A 25,107-nucleotide genomic window follows, 5' to 3' on the forward strand; every position below is an offset into this window, starting at 1 on the left:
AGTGCATTGGCAATCTGGAGAAACTCCGTGACAACAACATTCACCGCGACCGTGCTGGGCTCTCCGCGTATCGGTCCTCATCGCGAACTCAAACGGGCAATCGAAAGCTACTGGGCGGGGCGCATCGACGCCGACGCCTTGGCGCGAGTAGCCCGTGACCTGCGTCGGCAGGGCTTGGCCGACCTCCGTGACCAGGGAATCGACTCCATCCCGGTCAACACCTTTTCCTTCTATGACCAGATGCTCGACACGGCAGTGCTTCTCGGCGCGCTGCCCGAGAGGGTCGCATCCGTCGCCGATCCGTTGGACCGCTATTTTGCGGCCGCACGCGGCACCGACACCATCGCCCCACTCGAGATGACCAAGTGGTTCGATACCAATTACCACTATCTCGTCCCCGAGATTTCACCGTCCACGACGTTCTCGCTCGACGCCTCGAAAGTGCTCGGCGAACTGGCGGAAGCGCTCGCAGACGGCATACCCGCTCGCCCGGTTGTCATCGGCCCCGTCACGTTCCTTCTCCTCTCGAAGGCTGTCGGAACCGAAGAACCGCTTCTGACCCGGATCGATGAACTGGTTCCGCTGTACGCGGACCTTCTCGGCAAGCTCGCCGACGCCGGGGCCGCGTGGGTGCAGATTGACGAACCGGCGCTCGTCGGCGACCGCACCGACGAAGAGATCGAAGCCGCCCGGTCGCTCTACGAACAGCTTTCGTCGCTGTCGAATCGACCGGCAATCCTGCTGGCGTCGTACTTCGGCTCGTTGGGCGATGCGCTTCCCGCCCTCGCGTCCACCGCAGTCGAAGGTTTTGCGATCGACCTTGTCGCAGGACGTGATTCGATTGGGTCCGTCCCAGACCTCGCCCGCAAGCTCGTTGTCGCCGGAGTTGTCGACGGCCGAAATATCTGGCGAACGGACCTGGATTCGGCGCTGTCCACGCTGGGCGCTCTGCTCGGCAGCGTCGATACCCTTGCCGTCTCCACGTCATGCTCGCTCCTGCACGTTCCGTACTCACTCTCCCAGGAACCGGATCTGGACAAAGCCCTGCGCTCCTGGCTTGCATTCGGCGCCGAAAAGGTGCGGGAAGTGACCACGCTTGCCACCGCGCTTACTCTGGGGCGCGAATCCGTCGAGGACGAATTCGGCCTCGCCCGCGCCGCCGCGTCGACTCGCAAGGACGACAAGCGACTCAACGACGCCGGCGTGCGTGGACGTCTTGAAGCCGTGCTGAATTCGGCGACCAACCGCGCCCCGGCGGCGGAGCGTCGCAAGGCTCAAGCCGAATTGCTGCCGCTTCCTCCACTTCCGACCACCACTATCGGTTCGTACCCGCAGACATCCAAGATCCGGGTGGCGCGTGCGGCATTGCGCAACGGCGAGATCGACGAGCCTGAATACATCTCGCGCATGCGCGGCGAGATCGCGGATGTGGTTGCACTCCAGGAGAAATTGGACCTGGACGTGCTCGTGCACGGCGAACCCGAGCGCAATGACATGGTGCAGTACTTCGCCGAACAACTCGACGGCTTCTTCGCGACCGCGAACGGTTGGGTTCAGTCGTACGGCACGCGCTGTGTCCGTCCGCCGATCCTCTACGGCGACGTCTCCCGTCCGAAACCGATGACCGTCGACTGGATCACCTACGCGCAGTCCTTGACCGACAAGCCGGTCAAGGGGATGCTCACGGGACCGGTCACGATTCTGGCGTGGTCGTTCGTGCGTGACGATCAACCTCTCGCCGACTCCGCCAATCAGGTTGCGTTGGCGATTCGGGACGAGACCGTCGACCTGCAGGCTGCGGGCATCGGCATCATCCAGGTGGACGAGCCCGCACTTCGTGAATTGCTCCCGCTGCGTGCCGCTGATCAGCCGGCCTACCTGGACTGGTCGGTCGGGTCGTTCCGGCTGGCAACGTCGGGGGTCGCGGATTCCACGGCGATCCATACGCATCTCTGCTACTCGGAGTTCGGGGCCGTGATCGGCGCGATCGCGGGACTCGATGCCGATGTCACCTCGATCGAAGCGGCCCGTTCGCACATGGAGGTTCTGGGTGACCTCAGCGCCGTGGGCTTCGATCTGGGTGTCGGCCCCGGTGTGTACGACATTCACTCTCCGCGGGTCCCGAGCGTCGACGAGATTGCCGGTTCGCTGCGCGAAGCACTCGAGGCCGTCCCGGTGGAACGGCTGTGGGTCAACCCTGACTGCGGCTTGAAGACACGAGGTCTGGTCGAGGTTGAAGCGTCGCTGCGCAACCTCGTCGAGGCGGCAAAGGTGGTACGGGCGGAACTTTAGGGGGCTCCGCCCCCTGTGCGCCTTTCTGGTAGTTCGCACTGCCGGAAAGGCGCACAAGGGCCGTAGGCCCCTTTTTTAGTACATTCATATACAAAGGTGGCCTTTAATCACGCTAGAGTGACGCCATGGAAGCCGCAGCAGAAGAAACTCAGGGAACGGCCGGAGAGCTCAACTTTTGGTCGTTCATCGAGTTGGCGAACAAAAGACTGTCCGACGAGCACGGCTTTCGCCACCACCTCGCCACCGAGGTTCTCCTGACACTCAACCGCGCATCCAACGTGGTCACGTACGACCTCGAGTCGTCGATACACCGGCCACGCGGCTGGTCGTGGTCATCCTTCCGCCTGATGTTCGTCACCTGGCTGGCTGGGCCGATCGAGCCGAAAGCCGCTGCCGAGCTCACTGGAATGAGTCGGGCGGCCGTATCGAACCTGTCCAAATCGCTGCTTGCAGACGGCCTGATCGATCGCCGCCCTACCGAGAACGACGGCCGTTCGGTGCAGCTCTACCTCACCGATACGGGCAGAGACGCAATGGTCGAGGCGTTTCGCGAACAGAACGAACGCGAACACGCGTGGGTCAGCGTCCTCAGCGAAGCTGAACAGCGGATTCTTGTGATGCTCCTGGACAAACTGATCACCAATCGTAGCCAGTTCGACGTGCGCGGACGGAACTAGCAACACAACCCGTTCCTCTCGAAGGGTTGCACCTGTCACTTCATTTTAGTTAATGTGTTTACTATCTGGTCAAGGTGAGTCAGACGGAAACAGCACAGAAGGAGGCCGGACATGGCGTTTTACCGACAACTCGGCAATGTCCCCCCGAAGCGTCACACTCAGCACCGTGACGAAGCAGGCAACCTCTACTACGAGGAGTTGATGGGCGAAGAAGGCTTCTCCTCCGACTCGTCGCTCCTCTACCACCGCGAAATTCCGTCGGCGATCGTCGACGCCACGGTCTGGGAACTGCGCGACCAGAGCACCACACCCAATCACCCTCTCAAACCGCGCCATTTGAAGTTGCACGACTTGTTCCCGGAAAACATCTGGGCCGAAACCGACGTGGTGACCGGACGACGCCTGATCCTCGGCAATGCCGACGTCCGCCTGTCCTACGTCATTGCCGGCGCGGCATCTCCCCTGTACCGCAACGCAATCGGCGACGAGATGGTGTACATCGAGTCCGGTGAAGCCACCGTGGAAACGGTCTTCGGCGCACTCGAAGCACGCGAAGGCGACTACGTCCTCATCCCAATGTCCACGACGCATCGCTGGATCCCCAAGGGAGACAAGCCGCTCCGTGCATACGCGATCGAAGCGAACAGTCACATCGTTCCGCCCAAGCGTTACCTCTCACGCTTCGGCCAGTTGCTCGAGAACGCACCGTTCTGCGAGCGCGACCTGCACGGCCCCAGCGCGCCCCTGATCGCCGAAGGCACCGACGTGGAGGTCTTGGTCAAGCACCGGACGTCGGCCGGCATCGCCGGAACCCGCATGGTCTACCCGACGCATCCCTTCGACGTGGTCGGCTGGGACGGTTGCCTGTACCCCTACACTTTCAACATCTCCGACTACGAGCCCATTACCGGTCGCGTTCACCAGCCGCCGCCGGCGCATCAGGCGTTCGAGGGCAACAACTTCGTGATCTGTAACTTCGTGCCACGCAAGGTCGACTACCACCCGCTGTCGATCCCCGTGCCGTACTACCACTCCAACGTCGACTCCGACGAGATCATGTTCTACTGCGGCGGCGACTACGAAGCACGCAAGGGCTCCGGCATCGGCCAGGGTTCCATCTCGGTTCACCCCGGCGGACACGCACACGGCCCGCAGCCGGGAGCGTACGAACGCAGCATCGGTGCAGAGTTCTTCGACGAACTCGCCGTCATGGTCGACACGTTCCGGCCGCTCGAACTCGGCGAAGGCGCGTTGGCCTGCGAAGATGACAACTACGCCTGGAGTTGGGCAGGACGGGGTCCTGCGCAATGACGGTCATCTCCCCACTGCTGCGCGGTCTGTGCGACGACGCCGCCCTGTTCCCACCCGGCAATGCTCCTCTCGCCGAAGCAGTTCCATCGCACCAGTCGTACCTCGAAGCCGGCTACTCAGCATTGGTCGGCCCGTTCGTCTTCCCCGCGCCGCGATTGGACGAACTCTCCGCTCACGTTTCTACCGATCATCCTCTGGCACTGAGTCTCACGGTTCCTGCCGGCCCGGACGCCGTCGCGGCCGCAGTGGCAAAGGCCTTGGCCATCCCCGGCGTCGACGTCGTAGCGGTGGAGGTCGGAACACCGGCCGGCGTAGCGGCCGATCATGCTTTCGACGAACTGGCACGCATTCACGCCGCGTATCCCTACCTCGACATTTTTGTCGAGGTTCCCCGCGACGACCGACGCGACAGCTACATTGCCGCACTCGCAAAGGCCGGCTACAGCGCCAAGTTCCGCACCGGCGGAGTTCAGGCTGAGGCATATCCGGACGAGAACGAGCTCGCCGACGCCATCATTTCGGTTGTCCGCGAGGAAATTCCGTTCAAAGCGACTGCCGGGCTACATCACGCTGTTCGCAATACCGACCCAGACACGGGCTTCGAGCAGCATGGCTTTCTCAACATCGTGTCGGCAGTGGGCGCCGCGTCTGCCGGCGGAGATCGGTCCGATGTTGTTGCCGCACTGGCAGAACGGGATGGAGCCGCTATCGCACACAGCGTTTCCGAACTGGATGGCCAGGATGTGCGTCGACGCTTCCTCTCGTTCGGCACCTGCAGCATCTCGGACCCCTTGACCGAACTCGAAGACCTGGGACTGATCGACCGGTCCGAGAAAACAGAAGGAACACTCGCATGACCATGACGACCATCAACATTCCCACCGACTCGCTCTTCGGTCTCGACAACCTGCCGTACGGCGTGTTCTCCCCCGCAGGCGGCGCTCCGCGCGTCGGCGTGCGAGTGGGCGACTCCGTCATCGATCTTGCAGTGGCACTCGGCGATTCCGTCTTCGCGGAACCGACGTTGAACGCATTCATGGCGCAGGGCCGCGATCGCTGGGTTTCCGTGCGCAACCAGATCACCGAACTTGTTGCCGGGGAAATCCCCTCCGACGCAGTCTTTTCCATCGACTCCGTCGAGATGCACCTGCCGATCACTGTGGCCGACTACGTCGACTTCTACGCGTCGGAGAATCACGCCACCAACCTCGGTCGTCTCTTCCGCCCCGATTCCGCTCCCCTGATGCCCAACTGGAAGCACCTTCCTGTCGGCTACCACGGGCGTTCGAGCACCGTCGTCGTATCCGGTACCGACATCATTCGTCCCTGCGGCCAGCGCAAGAGCCCTGACCAGGCGAACCCGGACTTCGGACCGTCGCGTCGCCTCGACATCGAGGCCGAGATGGGCTTCATCGTCGGAACGCCGTCGACGATGGGCGATTCCATCACGCCGGACGAGTTTGCCAACCACGTCTTCGGCGCTGTTGTCGTGAACGACTGGTCTGCCCGTGACATTCAGGCGTGGGAGTACGTTCCGCTTGGCCCCAACCTGGGCAAGAGCTTTGCCACGTCCATCTCCCCGTGGGTCGTCCCGCTTCTCGCTCTCGAAGCTGCCCGCATCGACACTCCTGTCCAGGATCCCGAGCCCCTCTCCTACCTGCGCGGCGAGGAAAAGTGGGGACTCGACATCGATCTCGCTGTCGAGTGGAACGGACATGTCGTCTCCCGTCCGCCGTACGCGCAGATGTACTGGTCGCCCGCACAGATGCTGGCCCACACCACCATCAACGGTGCAGTCGCGAGCACCGGCGATCTCTTTGCGTCCGGAACCATCTCCGGCCCCGAGAAGAACCAGCGCGGCGCCTTCATCGAACTGACCTGGGGTGGAAAAGAACCCGTCGCTGTCGGCAACGAGACTCGTACCTTCCTCGAAGACGGCGACGTCATCTCCATCTCGGCCACCGCACCAGGAACCGGCGGTTCGCGCATCGGATTCGGCGAGGTCAGCGCGCGCATCCTCCCGGCCACGCAGGCAGATCGATAAGCACAACCACATAGCTCGTCTCGACGCCGCACAGGTGGTCCCGCTACTTCAGTGGGACTCCTGTGCGGCGTCGTCGTTCCGGTCGCGCCGAGGTGTTCCTTCGTCCGTTGGAGATTCCGGTGGACCCCCTGAAAGCGGACACATCCACCTTAGGTAAGGTTCGCCTAACTCACAGGGAGTACACAGCTGGTTCCCAGGTCGCGGACGACTGCGCCGGCTGTGCCGACTCCGTTGGCCGACACCGAGAACGGATTGACGATGACGCTTCTGCAGCGCAGTAGGACTTCACTTGCCCGCACGGTTCTGGGCGAGGACAACTACCGCCGTGTGCTCCGAGTGATCAATGATCGGCGGCAGAAGCCGCGTGTCGGCAAGGTGCGTTTCGGCGACCTCCGACGGATCGAGCCGATCTGCCGTGAATACGGTTTCGAGCGTGGGCGCCCGATCGACCGCTACTACATCGAGAACTTCCTCGACTCGCACAGCCGCCTGATCACCGGATCCGTACTGGAGATCGGCGAGCGAACCTACACCCAGGGATTCGGCCAGGGTGTCACCCGCTCGGACATGCTGCACGTCGCAGACGTGGAAGACGCGACCTACGTTGCCGATCTCACCGACGCGCCGAACGTGCCGAGCAACACCTACGACTGCATCATCCTGACGCAGACGCTGCAGATGATCTTCGATACGAAAGCCGCGGTGGCGACGCTCCACCGCATCCTCAAGCCCGGCGGCGTGGTGCTGTGCACCGTGCCAGGCATCAGTCAGATTGCCGACCCGGTGTGGAACTCGACCTGGTACTGGTCATTCACCGAATTGGCCGTGAATCGACTGTTCGACGGCCCCTTCCCGCGCGAGAGCGTCGACGTGCGCGCGTTCGGCAATGTGCTGTCGGCTACCGCGTTCTTGCACGGCATGGCCGACCGCGAGCTGAAGAGGCAGGAACTGAACGTCTTCGACCCCGAGTACCCCGTCATCGTGACGGTCGCAGCACGCAAGGGCGACGATGTCGAGGCGTGACGCCCTCGCCCGGATGCTCCGGCTACGCGCCCGGAAACAACGGCGTCGCGGCGGCATCCTGATGTACCACTGCATCAGCGAGGAGACCTACGATCCCTGGGCAATCTGTGTCTCCCCGAACGCATTCGACGACCAGATGGCGGTACTCGCCCAGGCGCGTGCCGCCGTCGACCTCGTGGACTTCGCCGGCCGCGATGCCTACACGCGCACCGGTTCACAGTTGGCCGTGACGTTCGACGACGGCTACGTCGACAACCTTGTCGCCGCACTGCCGGTACTGGAACGCTACGAGATTCCGGCAACCATCTTCGTCATCGGAAACGCCGTCGGTCGTACCCGCGAATTCTGGTGGGACGGTTTGCAACGCGCAGTGCCGAGCAGTGAACCACTACCGGATCGGCTGGATTTTCCGTTCGGACAAGGCCGGCGGGACTTCACTCTGAACGAGCGACCCGGCGACAGCGAGACGAATGCACGATGGCGCGCCGACAGCGGCGAGATCACAACCTCGCGCCAGGCGTTGTTTCGTGCGCTCTGGGACGTGATCGTCGTGCTGGAGCCGGCCGAGCAGGACGACGCGATTGATTACTTGCTGGCCTGGGGAGGCCGGGCGGCGACGACGCCCACGGCGCGAGTGGCGCTCGACGCGGAACAGTTCGCGCAACTTGCCGATCACCCGCTGATCACCCTCGGCAGTCACACACTCGACCACGTCTCGCTGACGGACCTTCCCGCCGAGCGGCAGCACACGCAAATCAGCGCGGGGCACCGCAAGATCGAGGAGCTGTCCGGCCGTCCGGTCACTCGATTCTCTTACCCGTACGGGCGTTTCGACGACACTGCCCGGGATGCGGTGCGCGAACTCGGAGTCGACGTCGCCTGCACGAGCGTGCCGATGCCGGCCATCGACAGCGACGACCCCCGCGTCCTACCGCGGGTACAGGCCACCGAGATGGATGGCGACCGGTTCACCCGTTGGCTCCGCGAAGACTACGGACTTCTCCGGGGGCAGCGTCTCTGATTACACGATCGAGCGTGAAAAAGCGTCGACGAGGCCAGGAGACGGTGATGCCAGAACCGAACCTCGCCGACGCAGTCTTGAAGGTGTCAGGCCACGACCGTTCGCTGCGGCACGCCGGAGTACTGGCTCAGCGGCCTGATCAGCGCATTGGACTGGCCTTGTTCGATGATGTGTGCCGTCCACCCGGTGATTCGACTCATCACGAAGATGGGAGTGAACATCTCGACGTCGAAGCCCATGAGGTAATAAGCGGGACCCGTGGGGAAGTCGAGATTCGGCTTGATTCCGGTGGCGCTGACCATCGTCTTCTCGAGGATGTCGTACATCTGCACCCACTTTTCGCCATCGGTGACCGCAGCGACCTCGATGAGGGCGTCCTTCATGGTCGGAACCCGCGAGTCACCGTTCTTGTAGACACGGTGTCCGAAGCCCATCACCTTGTCCTTGGCGGCTAACTTGGCCGACATCCATGCCTCCGCACGATCGGGATCGTCGATCTCGAGCATGTCGTGCATGACGGCTTCGTTTGCACCGCCGTGCAACGAGCCCTTGAGAGCACCGATGGCGGCCGTGACAGCGCTGTAGATGTCGGACAGCGTCGAGGTCACGACGCGAGCCGCAAACGTCGACGCGTTAAAGCTGTGCTCTGCGTACAGAATCAGGGATACTTCGAAAGCCTTGACGATTGCCTCGTCCGGTACCGCGCCGAAGCACATGTTGAGGAAGTTCCCGGCAAAACCCAATTCTGACTGCGGCGCTATGGGATCCTGGCCACGACGCCGGCGGAAGTCAGCAGCCACGATGGTCGGCAGAACCGCTGTCATGCGCAGCGCCTTGGCCAGATTCTCCGGTGCCGAGTTGTCGTCCTCGGCCGGGTCTTCGGCGCCCAAATAGCTGATGGCAGTGCGAACCACGTCCATCGGATGACAGTTGTCCGGCATTTTCGTCAGCAGTGACAGCAGCGACCGATCGGCGCGGCGGGCTGCACGCTCACGCAGACACAGCAATTCGAGCTGCTCGGGAGTCGGCAGTTCGCCGTACCAGAGTAGGTACGCAACTTCTTCGAAGCTGCAGTTGGCGGCAAGATCCTGCACCGCATAGCCGCGATACGTCAACGAATTCGTCTCGGGCACTACCTTGGAGATAGCCGTCGTATCAACAACAACTCCAGCCAAACCCTTGTAGATCGTCGGAATCTGTTCGGTCACGTCCTACTCCCCTCCACGCTGAAATTGAAAATGCCACTGTCGAATTCGTTGTAACGTTCGTACTCGAGAATTTCGTAGAGACGGCTGCGGTGCTGCATCTCACCGAGCAGTCCCTCTTGTGTGCCTTTCGCGTGAATCTCGCGTAGCCCCTTCTCGATGGCGAACATCGCCAGACGGAGGGTGGTCACCGGGTAGATGACGGCATTGAAACCGATCGCTTCCAACGTCTTTGCCGAGATGAGATTCGACTTTCCGAACTCGGTCATGTTGGCGAGCAACGGAACATCTACTGCCGCACGAAATTTCTCGAAGTCGGTCTCGGTAGCGAGGGCCTCCGTGAAGATCAGATCGGCACCCGCATCGGCATACGCCTTGGCTCGCTCGATCGCGGCATCGATGCCGTCGATCCCCGCGGCGTCGGTGCGTGCGCAGATCACGAAGTTGGAATCGCGCCGCGCCGAGACTGCGGCGCGAACACGGCGCACCATGTCTTCGGTGGGCACGATTGCCTTGCCGTCGAGATGGCCGCACCTCTTGGGGTTGATCTGATCTTCGAGATGCAGACCGGCAATGCCGTCGTCCTCGAAGATCGTGACCGTGCGGGCAGCACTCATGGGTTCACCGAATCCGGTGTCCGCGTCGACAAGCGTCGGAAGGTCGGTAACGCGGGCAATCTGCCTGCTGTGGCCGGCCACCTCGGTGAGCGTGGTCAGTCCGATATCGGGAAGCGCCAACCCGGCAGAATATGCTCCGCCGGAAACGTAGACACCTTCGAACCCGATTTCCTGAATGAGCTTGGCCGTCAACGGATTGATGGCACCAGGTAGTCGCTGTATCTTGCCTGACGTCAAGCCTGCCCGGAAAGCGATGCGCTTATCCGCGGCGGACGTCGAGGCTGCGACAAGGCCCGTCATCAGAAGATCCCCTTGGTGACCTTGGGTGCCCGAGCGAGTACGTCGTCGGAGACCGTGAAGGTGAGCTGATTCAGCTCACCCGCCTTCAGCTCTGCAGTGCGCTGCGCAGCGTCGAGGAAGCGGTCCTGCTCACCCGGCTCTATGACGCCCTCGGCGAGGGTGCGGAACTTCGCGATGTACTGATCGCGAGCGAAGGGACGCGCGCCCAACGGATGTGCGTCGGCCACGGCGAGTTCGTCGATGATGACCTCACCGCTCTCGAGAGTGATCTCGGCGCGGGCACCAAATGCCTTCTCGTCCGGATCGATCGAGTGGTAACGACGGGTCCATTCGGGATCTTCACGCGTGGAGATCTTGTTCCACAACTCGATCGTGTCCGGGCGCTGCGCGCGCTCGGGAGCATAGGAATGCTCGTGATGCCACGTACCGTCCTGCAAGGCCACAGCGAAGATGTACATCACGGAGTGGTCGAGGGTCTCGCGCGAAGCAGTGGGATCGAACTTCTGCGGATCACCGGAGCCCGTGCCGATCACGACGTGCGTGTGATGACTGGTATGCAGTACGACCGACGCGATCTGATCCAAATCACCTACACGCGAACGCATCCGACGCGCGAGGTCGATCGGAGCTTGGCTCTGGTACTCCGCGGAATGCTCCTTGGTGTAGGAATCGAGGATCGCGCGCTTCGACTCACCGGTACCCGGCAGCGGAACATGGTATTCCTTCTCGGGTCCGCCGAGCATCCACGCTATGACGCCGTCTTCGCCTTCCCAGATCGGAGAAGGTGCGCCTTCCCCGCGCATCGCACGGTCAACGGCTTCGACGGCAACCTTTCCGGCCAGCGCTGGAGCGTATGCCTTCCAGCTGGAGATCTCACCTTTGCGGGACTGACGGGTGGCCGTCGTGAGGTGCAGTGCCTGGCCGATCGCTTGGTAGACCGTCTCGGTGTCGAGTCCGAGCAGGGTTCCGATTCCGGCGGCGGCCGAGGGACCGAGGTGAGCAACGTGGTCGATCTTGTGCTCGTGCAGGCAGATCGCCTTAACCAGGTCGATCTGGATTTCGTATCCCGTTGCGAGTCCGCGGATCAGGTCCTTGCCGTCCCGTCCGGTGTGCTGGGCGACTGCGAGGATCGGCGGAATATTGTCACCGGGGTGCGAGTACTCGGCTGCGAGGAAGGTGTCGTGGAAGTCGAGTTCACGAACCGCGACGCCGTTGGCCCACGCCGCCCATTCCGGCGAGAAGGTGCCAGCAACACCGAACACAGTCGCACCGGGGCTGTATGGATGCGACTGCGCTTGGGCACGCGCGTTCACTACGGGACGGCGCACCAGGGAGGCGGCGGCAACCGCCGCGTTGTCGATGATCCTGTTGACGATCATGTCGGCGCTCGCATCGGCAACCTCGACGGAATCTGTCGCAACTTCCGCGATCTTCCACGCCAGATGCTCGTCCTTGGGGAACTCTTCGGCCGAGCGGCGAGTGCGTACGAGATGCGTCTTCATGATCCTCTTTCCACGTGTTTCGGTATCTATTTGCACGCTACGCAGCGCGGAGGACCCCGCAAAAGTGCTTACATATGCCTATTTGTGCAACAGCGACCTTGCAAAGTTGCGAACGTTGCGAACTTCGCCTCGGTAGTGTGATCTTTCATTAGTACCGAGGAGATTCGATGAAAAAGATGTATGCGGGTGCCCGTCTACGACGCCTCCGCGACGAACGCAACCTGTCACAGTCCGCACTCGCCAAGGTGCTCGAACTCTCCCCGAGTTACGTCAATCAACTCGAGAACGATCAACGCCCGCTGACCGTCCCGGTTCTGTTGAAACTCAATTCCGAATTCGACCTCGATGTCCAGTTCTTCGCGTCGGACTCCGATGCGCGTCTGGTTGCCGATGTCCACGAAGCTCTCGCCGAGACATCGGAATCCGGTGAGGTATCCCTGGCCGAAGTGGACGAGTTGGTAGCCCGGATGCCGGCCGTCGGACGCACATTGGTGATGCTGCACAGGCGATTACATGCCGCTACCGAGCAACTCGATCAATTCTCGACGCAATTATCCGGTGATGCAGTTCCCGAAACCGCTCTGATGCCCATGCCGTATGAAGAGGTTCGCGACTTCTTCTACGATCGCCGCAATCACATCGCAGCCCTCGACGACGCCGCGGAAAAGCTCTTTGTCGACAACAAATTGACCGTCGGAGCACTCGATCTTCAGTTGGCTCGACTATTGCGCGATCAACATGGCGTCACAGTCCGCATCCGCACTGACGAGCCGGACAAGTTGGAGCCCAAACGGTTCTACGACGGCGAAAAATCACTTCTCACCCTGGCCCGCCGACTCTCCGCGGGGCAACGCGCATTCCAGATCGCAATGCAGTTGGCCTTCTTCACCCAGGCAGAACTCATTGATTCCATTGCAGCAGAGGATGAGTCGTTGACCGCGGAGTCCGCCGCTCTCGCGCGCATCGGATTGGCCCACTACTTTGCCGGTGCACTACTGCTCCCCTACAGCGTATTCCTGAGTTCCGCGGAGACCCTGCGCTACGATATCGAGCTTCTGAGCCTGAAGTTCGAGGTCGGTTTCGAGACCATCTGCCACCGCCTGTCCACCCTGCAGCGACACGGGCAGCGCGGCATCCCGTTCTTCTTCGTACGCACCGACCGCGCCGGAAACATATCGAAGCGTCAGTCAGCCACCGCATTTCACTTCTCACGGGTAGGCGGTAGTTGCCCCCTGTGGGTAGTGCACGAAGCATTCGCCAGCCCTGGCCGCATCCTGACTCAGGTCGCAAAGATGCCGGACGGGCGAACGTATCTGTGGATTGCGCGCACGACACACAGCGGCGGGTTGGGGTACCTTGCCCCCGAACGAAATTTTGCCATCGGACTCGGCTGCGACATCACCTACGCGGAGCGCATGGTCTATTCGCGCGGCATACAGACAGACGATCCGGCCACGATCGTCCCGATCGGAGCAGGATGCAAGGTGTGTGACCGACCGTCGTGCGCTCAACGCGCGTTCCCTCAGCTGGGTCGGCCCGTATCGGTGAGTCAGAACAGCAGTAGCCATCTACCTTATCCGCAGGAATGATCGTCACAACAGTTTGATTCACGCTGATCCGATATCCGGAATTCCTTGCCACACAACCCTCGACGGATAAGACTAAGGCTCACCATCTTCGAGCGATCGAGAGTCCTGGCTCCCTGACGTCGCAGCAACCCCCTCTGCCTGAGGTGTGGGTGCTTTCTGCCAGGTCCGATGGAGGATTTGTGGACGCCGACCGACCCCATACGTCAGTGGGGGATGCTGCAGTCATCGTGATCGTGGGCGGCGGTCCTCGTGGCACCGGCGTACTCGAACGCATCCTCGCGCAGGAAGCGGTGAACTCAGACCCGACGCCACTAGAAATTCATGTGGTCGACCCGTATCCAGCTGGCGCCGGACGCATCTGGCGTGGCAGCCAGGCCCCTCTTCTGTGGATGAACTCCACTACCGCTGACGTTACGATGTTCACCGACAGCACCACAATCGTCGACGGTCCGATCGTGCCGGGGCCAACTCTGGCCGAATGGGTCGCCCAGAATGCGGATGAGCTCTGCGCCTTCCCCGAAATCGCAGACGAGATTCCGACCGTCACACCGGCGTCGTTTGCGTCGAGATCCTTGCAAAGCCGTTATCTGCATTGGGTATTCCAATCGGCTGTCGATTCTGCACCGCTACACGTCGACGTTCGGATACATCGTCGGTCAGTGATCGAGATCGATGACGCGGACGGTACGCAAATCGTCCGACTCGACAACGGTCGCGTGATCGAGGCAACGAGTGTCCTGCTGGCCCAGGGACACCCGGACGCGTTGGCCGCCCCGCGTGAGATTCACCTGAGCGACTTCTCCGCCGAACACGGATTGACCTACGTCGGCCCCGGATACACTGCAGACCTCGACGCCGGCATCATTGCCGAAGGTGAGCCGGTATTGATCGCGGGCCTGGGACTGGCGTTCATCGACTGGATGGTGCTACTCGCAGAGAGTCGCGGTGGTGTGTTCGAACGGGCCGACAACGGCAACCTTGTGTACTCGCCGTCAGGTCGAGAACCACTTCTGTACGCGGGATCGCGTCGAGGAGTTCCCTACCACTCCAAGATTTCGTACTCGATTGAAGACGCTCGACCGCCGCTACCGAGGTTCTTCACCGCGGATCTGGTGCCTGGCGACGGCCCGCTGAACTTCCACGAAGATATCTGGCCGCTGGCCTCGAAGGAACTGGCGGGCGCGCACTATTACGAACTGTTTGCTGCACATCCGGAACGGACTGTGGGCACGTGGGAAGAATTCGACAACGAATTTGCCTCGCTGAGTTGGGGATCGCCGCGTCTGGACGAATTGATCGAGAACGCCGTGCCGAAAGCGGAAGACCGAATCGATCTGGAGCGGCTCAACCGTCCACTCGGCGGCGAACGTTACGACGGATTGGACGCAGTTCAGAAACGGATCAGTGAGTACGTCAGGGCCGATATTTCGCGCAGATCGGATCCGTATTTCAGCGCCGATGCCGCTGTCTTCTCGGCACTGCTGTCGTCGTACATGACCGTCGGAGAGTTGTTGCGCCGTGGCCGAATTCCGGCGGAATCGGTCGCCAAAGATGTAGAGGGCTGGTTGCATTCCTTCTTCAGCTTCATTGCCAGTGGTCCGCCGCCGGAGCGACTCGAGCAACTGCTGGCACTCAATGAAGCAGGCATAGTGCAGTTCCTGGGCCCCGATACCGTTTTCTCCACCGAGATAGATCCGTCGACCGGAGACGGATTGTTTGTCGCGCGCAGCGCATCCCATACCGACATCGTCGCTACGCGCACCCTCATCGAAGCGCGCTTGCCCGTTGCCTCCATCAGTGCAAGCGGCGACGCACTGCTGCGTTCCCTGCACCGGCGCGGCGAGGCGGTTGAACTACGGGCCACCGTTGACAGCGCAGCAAAGCTGGCCGTGGACGGGACGTCGCGAATCTGCCACGCCGACAACACAGTTCATCCCCGTCGTTTTGCAGTCGGACCTTGGGTTGCCGGCCACAACTGGTCTGCGGCCTTCCCCCGACCGCGCACCAATGCGGGGTTCTTCCGGCACAACGACGCGCTGGCGGCGGAGATTCTTGGGGCTACACGACTGTGCGCCTTTCCGGTAGCGTCCACTACCGGAAAGGCGCACAGGGGCGAAACCCCTAGCTGAACACCAACTCACCCTCGTCAACCGCGACGGTGATGCTGCCACCCTCTTCGAGGAGATCGTCGAGCAGCATGTCGGCGATCTTGTCGTCGACAACCCGCTGGATGGAGCGGCGGAGCGGCCGGGCTCCGAACTCGGGTTGGTGACCGTGCTCGGCAATCCAGTCCACCGCGTCAGCTGTGAACTCGATCTCGATGCCCTTGGACTGCAACCGCTTACGGCTGTCCTCGAGCAGCAGGTCCGTGATCCGGTGCAATTGCTCGGTGTCGAGCTTGCGGAAGATCACGATCTCGTCGATACGGTTGAGGAACTCAGGCCGCATCGACTCGCGCAGCCGAGCCATCACACGATCACGCAGCGGCTTCTCCGCCGACTCTGCGTCACCGGTGATGAAGCCGAGTCCACCGGACTTGCTCGAGATGATGTCCGAGCCGAGGTTGCTGGTCATGATCACGACGGTGTTCTTGAAGTCCACCGTGCGACCCTGGCCGTCGGTCAGTCGTCCGTCGTCGAGCACTTGGAGCAAGGTGTTGAACACGTCCGGGTGTGCCTTCTCGATCTCGTCGAGCAGGATCACCGAGTACGGGTTACGACGCACCTGTTCCGTGAGCTGTCCGGCCTCGCCGTAGCCGACGTATCCGGGAGGTGCACCGACCAACCTGCTGACCGTGTGCCTCTCGCCGAATTCACTCATGTCGAAGCGCAGCATCTTGTTCTCGTCACCGAAGAGTGTGGCAGCCAAAGCTTTTGCCAGCTCTGTCTTACCGACACCGGTGGGTCCGAGGAACAGGAAGCTCCCGACGGGTCGATTCGGGTCGCTCATACCGGTACGGCTGCGACGCACTGCGCGTGCGATTGCGCGCACAGCATCGTCCTGACCGACCACCCGGCTGTGCAGTTCCTCTTCCAGCCGACGCAGGCGATCCTTCTCTGCCTGAGTCATCTGGCTGGCCGGGATACCCGTTGCGCGAGCGACAACTTCGGCAATCTGCTCCGCAGTCACGTCCGGTGTTTCCTCCGCAACGGGAGCCTGGGTCCCCGCCTTTTCGAGACGCTGTGTGACATTGTTGATCTCGTCACGCAGCTGCGACGCCTTCTCGTACAACTCGTCGGCGACTGCTTTCTCCTTGTCGCTCTCGAGCTGTTCGAGACGTTGCGTCAAGGCAGCGGTGTCCACGGTGGTCGTCTTCAGACGGAGCCGGGCGCCGGCCTGGTCGATCAAGTCGATTGCCTTGTCCGGCAGGAACCTATCGCCGATGTAGCGAGCCGACAGTTCCACCGCAGCGGTGATCGCCTCGTCGGTGTAGTGCACCTTGTGGTGATCCTCGTAGCGACTGCGCAAGCCACTCAAGATCGCGATAGCATCCTCGATCGACGGCTCCCCCACCTGAACAGGCTGGAAGCGACGCTCGAGAGCGGGATCTTTCTCGATGTGCTTGCGGTATTCGTCGAGTGTGGTGGCACCGACGATGTGCAGTTCACCGCGAGCGAGCTTGGGCTTGAGGATGTTTCCGGCATCCATCGCACCCTCGGCGCCGCCGCCGGCACCTGCGATGGTGTGCATCTCGTCGATGAACACGATCAGCTCGTCCTTGTTGGCCGTGATCTCGTCGATGACCTTGGTGAGGCGTTCCTCGAAGTCACCGCGGTACCGAGTACCCGAGACCATGCTGGACAGTTCGAGCTGGACAATTCTCTTGCCCACCAACGAGTCCGGCACTTCACCGTCGACGATGCGCTGAGCCAGACCCTCCACGATGGCGGTCTTGCCGACACCGGCTTCACCCACCAGAACAGGGTTGTTCTTGGTGCGACGGGAGAGAATCTCGATGGTCTGTTCGATCTCGTCGGCGCGGCCGATCACCGGATCGACGCCGCCGTTTCGGGCGCGATCGGTGAGGTCCACCCCGAACTTGTCGAGCATCGGAGTGTCGGAGTCACTCTCCTCGGCAGGTGCATTCGGATTCCGAACGGCGTTCTGCAACTTCTCCGGCGTCACACCGGCGGAAGCGAGCAGACGACCGGGAACGTGATCCATGTCGCCGGCCAACGCGATGAAGAGGTGTTCGGGGTCGATGTACGTCGATCCCAATGCCCGAGCCAACTGATGCGCCTCGAGTAGTGCAGTTTTTACGGCGCTGCTGAGCACGGGCGCAGTGAAGCCGCCCTGCTCACGGCCTTGTGGCAGCCGCTGGTCGATTGCCTCGACCACGGCTTTCGGGTCGGCCCCGGCGCGCTGCATGAGCGTGCGGACCGGGTCCTGCTCCGCCATGACGCGGAGAACGTGCAGTGCATCGAGATCCGAATCACCGCGAGCAGACGCTGCGCGAGCAGCCTCAGCCATAAGTTGCTGGGTGGCCCTGCTCATGAGCCGGGAAAGGTCGATGCGACCGGGACCCTCGGGCCCGAAGAATGCTGGCATTCCGAAGCCTCCTAATAGTAAGTTGAGCGTTCTTGACTCAAGTAACGTGCTCGGAGGCGAATCAATTCCCGAAGGCGTGGATTTGTTTCAACATCGGAAGTGGATTCGAGATTCCCGCTGGACAGGCGACGCCGCAGGGCGATTGTGCGGACGCGCGCTCGATCGTCCGCGCGTGCGCAGATTCGGCGCGCGGCACGCCTCAAACGAGATGGTCAAGCTCTGCTTCCATGACGCCGAAGCCTAAGCGGAGTTTCTCGTTTCCACAGTTTCTCGATCGGCGACGAGAGCAAGAGAAGAAACAGCGGGAAGTACGAAGTCGCCGGCACGAGCACACTGACGAGTAGTGCCACCACGAGTATCAGGAAAGTGACGACCTCGGCCGCGAGATCGGGTTTTGCACCCTCTTCACTCAACGACGGCTTGCGGACCAGACCCCACGCGACCACTGCCAGGCACGCAGCACTGGCGGCCATCGTCCCGATATAGAGAGCCCTGGTTCCCAGATCCTGCGACGGCGCGGCAACCAACGCCGTCGGGAAGGGCAAGAACACGATGGTCAGCACCCACAGTGCCAACCCGCGCACAACCACCTTGTCTGCGTCGATCACAAAACGAAGCAACCGATGCTGCGACCACCACAACCGGAAGATCACCAGAAAGCTCAGCGCGAAGGAGTAGAACTGCGCAGCGTTCTCGTGCAGCAACTCAGAGGTTGTGCCGTGGTGGTCGCTGGTCAGTTCGACCAACGGCAGAACGAGCAACGTGATCGCGATGGCGACGATCGCGTCGATGAAAGTGACGTAGCGCTCGAAGTAGCGGGTTCGTTCGGCAATCTCAGCCATTGCGGAAGCATATGCCTCACAACAAGAAACAGATCGGCGACGCCAGCTTCGCGTGAAACGGACATTTAACGAATCAAATTCGCTAGACCTAGTGGTCGACGCGCCACTCCCCATACTCGACGAATCGCCTCCATCAACTCCCTTCTGCTGGTCCCCCCTCGCCTTGGTATCTCGACTGTCCGCGCGCACCGAGGGTGCGTATCGTCACCACAGCGCCGCTATCACAACCACCGTCATCGCGTAAGGATCACGAAAAGTCATGAATGAGCGGATCACTCACTACCGCAACGGGAAGATTTTCACTGCAGCCGAAGTCGGGTGGGCCGAATCGCTGGTCGTCAAGGATCAGCAGCTCATTTTCTCGGGAGAGTCCGAGTTCGCGGAAATCCTTGCCCCCGACGCCGACGTGGTCGATCTCCAAGGCGCCGTGGTACTTCCAGGGTTTGTCGACGCGCATACCCACTTGATCATGATGGGTTTCTCACTGCAGAAGCTCGATTTACTCGACGCCACCAGTGTTGCCGACATTCAGACCAGCATCCGCACATTCTCGGAAGCGAACCCCGACGCCCCACGTCTGCTTGGACGCAGTTGGCTGTTCTCGGCACTCGGTGGGCAGCACCCGACGCGTGAGATGATCGACGCCGTTGTGCCTGATCGTCCCGTGTACCTCGACGCCAACGATCTGCATTCGGTCTGGGTGAACAGCGCGGCGCTACGAGAACTTGGCATCGATGCCGGCACGCCCGACCCGATCGGTGGTCGCATCGATCGAGACCCGAGCACCGGAGAAGCAACCGGAATGCTGTACGAGACCGCCGTGATGCTCTATGTGTGGCCGAAGCTGGCTGAACTCGCAACCGACGAGGACAGGGACACCGCCCTGGCGCTCGCGTTCCGACGCTATCTCGAAGACGGCGTGACCGGCGCAGTGGACATGGCGCTCGGCCCGGACGAATTAGCTTCACTGGAAAGAGCATTGGATGCGGGGAACGGAACACTGCCATTGCGGGTCGCTGCACATTGGCTGATGACGCGTGAGGACAACGACGCCGACAACGTCAGGCAGGTCCACGAGGTCATCGAGTTGCACAATCGCGTCCAAGGTCCGTGGCTCGCCGTCGCGGGCATCAAGATCATCATCGACGGAGTGATCGACAGCTGTACTGCTGCAATGAAAGAGCCGTATTCGGACGGGACCAACGCCGAACCCATCTGGGATCTGGAGTCATTGATCCCCGTCGTCACCGCCGCCGACGCCGCAGGCTTGCAGATAGCCATGCATGCCATCGGCGACGAGGCGTCCGAGATCGGGTTGACGGCACTCGAATACGCGATCGCAACCAATGGAGACATTCCCCGCCGGCACCGAATGGAACATCTGGAGTCGATCACCCGAGACAACGTCGAAAGGCTCACCCGCCTGGGAATAATCGCCTCGATGCAACCAGTTCACGCGGATCCCGCTATTCAAGAAAACTGGCGGGCGATGCTCGGCGACTATCGCGTGAATCGCGCCTATCCGTGGCCCGAATTCACCGAGGCCGGTGCGGTTCTCGCGCTGGGATCGGACGCGCCGACTGCGCCTCACCCACCGCTGCCGAACATGTTCATCGCCACTACCCGTATGTCGGCCATCGATCCGTCGCTGCCACCCAATCTCCCGCAGTACGCACTTCCTCTCGCAGAAGCTCTGGCACACGCCACTCGGGACGCGGCCTACTCGTGTCGGTGGGAAAACCTGACCGGACAACTGGTTCGGGGAAAAGCTGCCGATTTTGTCGTACTGAAACACGATCCGTTCACAGAAGGTGTCCACTCACTTCTCACCACCGAGATCGCGATGACTGTTGTCGCCGGGTCAGTTCGCTACGTCAACTCCGCACAAAACCCGCAGTAGTCCAACGACATTCACGGCACCTTCGACAACAGTCCCACCAGATCAGCGGGTTCGTCGACGTACAGGCTGATCCTGTCGACGAATCCGCTCTGCCGGTATCGTGGGATCAGCGCGGGCAGTTCGACGTGGATCGGTTGTCGCAGAACCACATCGACGTTGGTTCCGTCGAGATTCGGCAAGGTCAACCGGCCGCCTTCTATCTCCGGTGTTGTTGTATCGAATCGGCGCACGCACGCCGCCGACGCGACGAACCCTCGCTGGATCGAAGCGATGACTGTTCCGGATTGCCGCACCACAAACCGTGTGTCCGTCGCGAAGTGTGGGTTAACCCGATGCAGAGCCAGGTAGCCGAACAGCGCCACCAACGACCACACGGACGCCACTGCGAGAACCACACGGAGCCACGTCCAGGGCACAAGGAGGTGCAGCACAGCCATTTCGATGACGGTGGCAATGCCGAAAGCGACAGGAAGAACCAACGATCCACCGCTGGATCGAACGACGACGGCACCCTTCTCCACGACTGCGTCACGGCCTCGAATCCAGAGCCACAGTGCCCACAGGTTTGTGCCCGTGACTGTCATCGCCCCTCACCCTCGCCAGCCATTCGCGCCACGAGCGCGCGCTGAACCCGCAGTACTACCTCACGTTGCGCCGGGTCCGGAACAACATCGTCGAGAGAGACGGGCATGCCCAGTCCGACACCGGCGGACTGGGATCTCAGGTCCGCAATTGCCTGTTCGTCGAATTGAGCCAGGATGCTGCATGCGAGCTGCTCGATTGCGCGCTCGATCGAAACCGGCTCCTTCCCTTCGATACTCGACCATTCCGAGAGCGACGCGAGGTAGTGGGAACGCTTCTTGCCATCCGCGATCACCGACGCGTACGAGCGTAAAAACTGTTCGGGAGCGCTTCCCGTCATTGCCAGCACCTCGAGGAGATCTCGTTCACGCTCGAGCGCTCGCTGCACTCCCGGCGACGACGCGGAATCGACGGCCTCGGTCAAGGCCGACGCAACTTCCACAGGCAAGGCAGAAACGGTGCGTCCACTCTCGGCGTCCGCGAGCATCGACGTCAATCCGACGTGCCGACGCGCCAGTTTTGCCTGTTCGACCTCCACTGCTCCGATCAACGCTCGGAGATCGGCAACGGAATCGCTCACACCTTCTTCCGAGGTGTCTGCGGAGAACAACGCCGCTATCGAACCCAACGGGACACCCCGCTCGGCTAACCAGCGAATACGGACCAACCGTACGACGTCATCCATCGTGTACTCGCGATATCCGTTTGCCCGCCGGACGGGTTCCGCGAGCAACCCGAGCCGATGGTAGTGCCGCACAGTCCTCGGTGTGGTCTGAGCAGCCTCCGCTAGCTGTCCTATACGCATGAACCCAGTGTCAACCATGACGTAGCGTGAAGGTCAAGGGGAAACTCGAGAGCTGATCGTTACCGGCAGTTCGATAACGCAAGCGCGTAGCGCGGCGACAGAACGAGGGAGGGGCTCGAACACCTGAATCCACACTCTCGGGAGGACGCATGCGCAGGAGAACTCCGATTTCAGCCGTCATCGCGGCTACCGCACTGGTGACGGTCGCTGCCTGCGGGTCGACCGAAAGCACGCCTGGAGCGGTATCGAGTACACCCTCGGCAGCTCCCACGACGACAAATGATGTCGCGGCGACCGTGACGAGTTCCCTCCCGTCACAATCAGACACCAGCACAACCACATCCACGCCGGCGACAACGACAACGACAACGACAGCAGTACCCGCCTCGGGCCCCTGTTTGGATGTCGGCTCCGCACTCGTCGCCGATGCGATCGGCACGCTGGGTACCGACGTCAACGGGGGCAGTTGGATACCGAGATCCGCGAGCGAAGAGCAGATCGGTAATTGCCCTGACCTGCTCTGGGTTTCGGTCGACGGCGACGGTATCGGGGATGCGACGTACCAGTCGCACGTCTTGTTTTTCCGCGACGGGAGCTACCTGGGCACGGCTACCGGTAAGCCGTACTCGTACACACATGTCATCGACAGCAACGAGGATTCGGTGTCCGTCCAATACCGTTGGCTCTTGGACGACGATGCGTTCTGCTGTCCACAGGGCGGACCGAGCGTCGTGAACTTCACCTGGAACGGAAGCGCTGTGGTTGCCGACGGACAGTTCCCACCCTCCTGAACTATCGACCTTCAATACAACTGTGCCCCAGCGACACGTGGTCGCTGGGGCACAGTCATCCCTCGTACCGAGTTAGCCGTTGACACCCAACTCACGCAGGCGTGCCTTGTACAGTTCGACGTTGCCGAGCTTGACGTCCTCGTAACCACGAACCATGTCCGGGAGTGCCGCGATGTCGACGGCGCGGTCGTAACCGTCGGTGCCCAAGGCGCGGGACAGATCCGCGACGATGGTCTCGTACTGTTCGAGCAGTTCACGCTCGACCTTGCGGACGTGCATGTAACCGAACGGATCGAGCTTGGTGCCGCGAAGCTTCTTGCCCTTGGCCAAAACCTTCAGCGCCACATGCGCCTTCGGCCCGAACCCGATCTTCTTCTTACGACCCATCACCTTGAGAATCGGCGGGTGCAGCTTGTACGTCAGGTTCTCACCCGCAGGCACCTGGGACTTGACCTCGTCGATGAAGGCGGGATCGACCAGCATGCGAGCAACTTCGTACTCGTCCTTGTACGCGGTGAACTTGAACAGGCCACGGGCGACCGCTTCACTGAAGTCGGTGCGCTCGGTTGCGGCCCGCTCGGCGGTCCAGACCGCCTGAACCTGATCGATGTAGCGCGCAGCGACCTTGACGGACTGGAACTCGATCAACTGCGCAGCACGCAGTTCCACCAGTCGCAGGGTCTCACCAGCCAAGGTTGTCCCGGCGAACATGTGTGCCGGTGCGACGACCGGTGTGCGGACGGACTTGGCAGGCGTCGTGACTTCCTCGAACGCAATCGTGTCGGCAATTGCCGCGCGGCCCCAGCGGAATGCGGCGATATTTGCTTCCACGGCAACACCGTTGATGCCGATCGCCTCTTCGATGGCCTCAGCCGGCAGACGAAGTCCCCCGCTTTGGTATGCCGCACCGATCAGCAGGAAGTTGGCTGCTGCCGTGTTACCGAACAGCTCCTGCGCCGCGGCAAGTGCGTCGAACGAACGCAGCGTCCGCGAGACCTTGTCCAGGCGAGCCAGGAGGGAGGACTCCTCGGGGTAGCGAACTTCCTTGTCGTAGACCATGTCTCCGGTCGGCGTCTGCGACGTCGATGCGATGGAGATGGTCGACTCGTGGTTGCCGTAGTCGAGGTTCTTGTTGTCGGTCGCGGTCAGCAGGTCGAAGGCAACGATGCAATCCGCACTGCCCGGGGTGAGGCGGTTGGACGGCTCGAGCGCGCCGGAACTGAAACGCAGATGTGAGACAACGGGTCCGGCCTTCTGGCTGAGGCCGATCTGGTCCAGACTCTCCACCTCGAGGCCGGCGCGCAGTGCCGCTGTTGCCAGCACCTGGTTGACGGTGACGATGCCGGTGCCGCCGATGCCCGCGAGGAAGACGTTCTGGGTTGTGGTGAGCGGTCCGAGATCAGGATCTGCGACCACCGGCGGGACGGGACGAGCAGCCTTGGGAGCCTTCTTACCCGGTACCAGTTCGACGGTCACGAACGACGGGCAATCGCCGTCCATACAGGTGTAGTCGGTGTTGCAGGACGTCTGGTCGATCTTCGTCTTGCGACCGTACTCGGTGTCCACCGGCTGAACCGACAGGCAGTTCGACTTCACACCGCAGTCACCGCAGCCTTCGCACACCGCCTCGTTGATGACGACGCGCGTGTTGCGGGTGGGCAGGGTGCCGCGCTTGCGCTGACGTCTCGCGTCGGCCGCACAGTGCTGGTCGTAGATCAGGACCGTGACGCCCTTGATCTCGCGAAGCTCCTTCTGAGCCTCGTCGAGACGATCGCGGTGCCAGAGTTTGGTGCCCTTGGCCAGGGCACGCTTGCTGTGCCGGCCCGGATCGTCCGCACAGATGATGATCTGCTTGACACCCTCGGTGGTCAGCTTGTGGCTGAGTTGAGCAACGGAGAGGGCACCTTCCGCGTCCTGCGCACCGGTCATCGCCACTACCTCGTTGTAGAGCAACTTGTAGGTGATGTTCACGCCTGCAGCGATGCACGCCTGGACAGCCAATTGACCGGAGTGGAAGAAGGTGCCGTCGCCGATGTTCTGGAACAGGTGAGGCACGTC

General features: G+C 61.8%; 19 protein-coding genes. 11 read left to right on the forward strand and 8 right to left on the reverse strand.

All coding sequences use genetic code 11. The features are described 5' to 3' along the window. The first annotated feature begins 27 nt into the window (after positions 1-27). The 7 genes from metE (at position 28) to V2B23_RS27980 (ending at position 8,368) form a co-directional block, all read left to right on the forward strand. Positions 28-2,292 carry a 5-methyltetrahydropteroyltriglutamate--homocysteine S-methyltransferase gene (gene metE, locus V2B23_RS27950; RefSeq protein ID WP_430953237.1) on the forward strand — a complete coding sequence of 755 codons (2,265 nt, stop codon included), beginning with the start codon at positions 28-30 and terminating at the stop codon, positions 2,290-2,292. Between the two features lie 125 nt (positions 2,293-2,417). Then, positions 2,418-2,969 carry a MarR family winged helix-turn-helix transcriptional regulator gene (locus V2B23_RS27955; RefSeq protein ID WP_430953238.1) on the forward strand — a complete coding sequence of 184 codons (552 nt, stop codon included), beginning with the start codon at positions 2,418-2,420 and terminating at the stop codon, positions 2,967-2,969. 111 nt (positions 2,970-3,080) lie between these two features. After that, positions 3,081-4,280, forward strand: coding sequence for a homogentisate 1,2-dioxygenase (locus V2B23_RS27960; protein WP_430953239.1), 1,200 nt, complete (start codon positions 3,081-3,083; stop codon positions 4,278-4,280). Further along, entirely contained in the window at positions 4,277-5,137 is an 861-nt protein-coding gene (locus V2B23_RS27965; protein WP_430953240.1) for a hypothetical protein, read from the forward strand. Before V2B23_RS27960 ends, V2B23_RS27965 begins: the two co-directional genes overlap by 4 nt. 2 nt (positions 5,138-5,139) lie before the next feature. Beyond that, positions 5,140-6,324, forward strand: coding sequence for a fumarylacetoacetase (gene fahA, locus V2B23_RS27970; RefSeq protein WP_430953255.1), 1,185 nt, complete (start codon positions 5,140-5,142; stop codon positions 6,322-6,324). 219 nt (positions 6,325-6,543) lie between these two features. After that, the gene (locus tag V2B23_RS27975; RefSeq protein WP_430953241.1) at positions 6,544-7,347 is read left to right on the forward strand and encodes a class I SAM-dependent methyltransferase; all 804 of its coding nucleotides are present in this window, start codon (positions 6,544-6,546) and stop codon (positions 7,345-7,347) included. Further along, complete coding sequence (locus V2B23_RS27980) at positions 7,334-8,368, forward strand: polysaccharide deacetylase family protein (protein ID WP_430953242.1); 1,035 nt, start codon at positions 7,334-7,336, stop codon at positions 8,366-8,368. The genes V2B23_RS27975 and V2B23_RS27980 overlap by 14 nt, the downstream gene beginning before the upstream one ends. An 86-nt stretch (positions 8,369-8,454) precedes the next feature. Here the strand turns inward: V2B23_RS27980 and V2B23_RS27985 are convergent, their stop codons facing one another. Genes V2B23_RS27985 through prpD form a run of 3 tightly spaced genes read right to left on the reverse strand, consistent with a single transcriptional unit; the run spans position 8,455 to position 11,992 of the window. Then, the gene (locus tag V2B23_RS27985) at positions 8,455-9,576 is read right to left on the reverse strand and encodes a bifunctional 2-methylcitrate synthase/citrate synthase (protein WP_430953243.1); all 1,122 of its coding nucleotides are present in this window, start codon (positions 9,574-9,576) and stop codon (positions 8,455-8,457) included. Then, positions 9,573-10,490, reverse strand: coding sequence for a methylisocitrate lyase (gene prpB / locus V2B23_RS27990; RefSeq protein WP_430953244.1), 918 nt, complete (start codon positions 10,488-10,490; stop codon positions 9,573-9,575). The genes V2B23_RS27985 and prpB overlap by 4 nt, the downstream gene beginning before the upstream one ends. Further along, positions 10,490-11,992 (reverse strand): 2-methylcitrate dehydratase PrpD, encoded by a 1,503-nt coding sequence (prpD, locus tag V2B23_RS27995; protein ID WP_430953245.1) that lies wholly within the window; start codon positions 11,990-11,992, stop codon positions 10,490-10,492. The genes prpB and prpD overlap by 1 nt, the downstream gene beginning before the upstream one ends. 167 nt (positions 11,993-12,159) lie before the next feature. Here prpD and V2B23_RS28000 point away from each other — a divergent pair, with 167 nt between their 5' ends. Beyond that, positions 12,160-13,581 (forward strand): short-chain fatty acyl-CoA regulator family protein, encoded by a 1,422-nt coding sequence (locus tag V2B23_RS28000; protein WP_430953246.1) that lies wholly within the window; start codon positions 12,160-12,162, stop codon positions 13,579-13,581. 179 nt (positions 13,582-13,760) lie between these two features. Then, a complete protein-coding gene (locus tag V2B23_RS28005; RefSeq protein WP_430953247.1) occupies positions 13,761-15,710 on the forward strand; it encodes an FAD/NAD(P)-binding protein in 1,950 nt (649 codons plus the stop codon). Here the strand turns inward: V2B23_RS28005 and V2B23_RS28010 are convergent. Further along, positions 15,703-18,129 carry an ATP-dependent Clp protease ATP-binding subunit gene (locus V2B23_RS28010; RefSeq protein WP_430953248.1) on the reverse strand — a complete coding sequence of 809 codons (2,427 nt, stop codon included), beginning with the start codon at positions 18,127-18,129 and terminating at the stop codon, positions 15,703-15,705. The two genes, V2B23_RS28005 and V2B23_RS28010, sit on opposite strands and share 8 nt — an antisense overlap. Before the next feature lie 212 nt (positions 18,130-18,341). After that, positions 18,342-18,971 (reverse strand): TMEM175 family protein, encoded by a 630-nt coding sequence (locus tag V2B23_RS28015; protein WP_430953249.1) that lies wholly within the window; start codon positions 18,969-18,971, stop codon positions 18,342-18,344. A 259-nt stretch (positions 18,972-19,230) separates the two neighbouring features. Between V2B23_RS28015 and V2B23_RS28020 the strand changes: the two genes are divergently transcribed. Continuing rightward, a complete protein-coding gene (locus tag V2B23_RS28020) occupies positions 19,231-20,871 on the forward strand; it encodes an amidohydrolase (RefSeq protein WP_430953250.1) in 1,641 nt (546 codons plus the stop codon). Between the two features lie 11 nt (positions 20,872-20,882). Here the strand turns inward: V2B23_RS28020 and V2B23_RS28025 are convergent, their stop codons facing one another. Next, positions 20,883-21,455 carry a hypothetical protein gene (locus V2B23_RS28025; RefSeq protein ID WP_430953251.1) on the reverse strand — a complete coding sequence of 191 codons (573 nt, stop codon included), beginning with the start codon at positions 21,453-21,455 and terminating at the stop codon, positions 20,883-20,885. Beyond that, positions 21,452-22,258, reverse strand: a complete 807-nt coding sequence (locus tag V2B23_RS28030) for a MerR family transcriptional regulator (protein ID WP_430953252.1) — start codon at positions 22,256-22,258, stop codon at positions 21,452-21,454. Before V2B23_RS28030 ends, V2B23_RS28025 begins: the two co-directional genes overlap by 4 nt. A gap of 149 nt (positions 22,259-22,407) precedes the next feature. Between V2B23_RS28030 and V2B23_RS28035 the strand changes: the two genes are divergently transcribed. Continuing rightward, entirely contained in the window at positions 22,408-23,049 is a 642-nt protein-coding gene (locus tag V2B23_RS28035) for an LppP/LprE family lipoprotein (protein WP_430953253.1), read from the forward strand. Positions 23,050-23,121: 72 nt separating this feature from the next. Here V2B23_RS28035 and V2B23_RS28040 read toward each other — a convergent pair. Beyond that, positions 23,122-25,107 (reverse strand): DUF6537 domain-containing protein (locus V2B23_RS28040; protein WP_430953254.1); only part of this gene is annotated, 1,986 nt, incomplete at its 5' end.

This window comes from Rhodococcus sp. 24CO, assembly GCF_050586165.1.
GTDB lineage: Bacteria > Actinomycetota > Actinomycetes > Mycobacteriales > Mycobacteriaceae > Rhodococcus_F.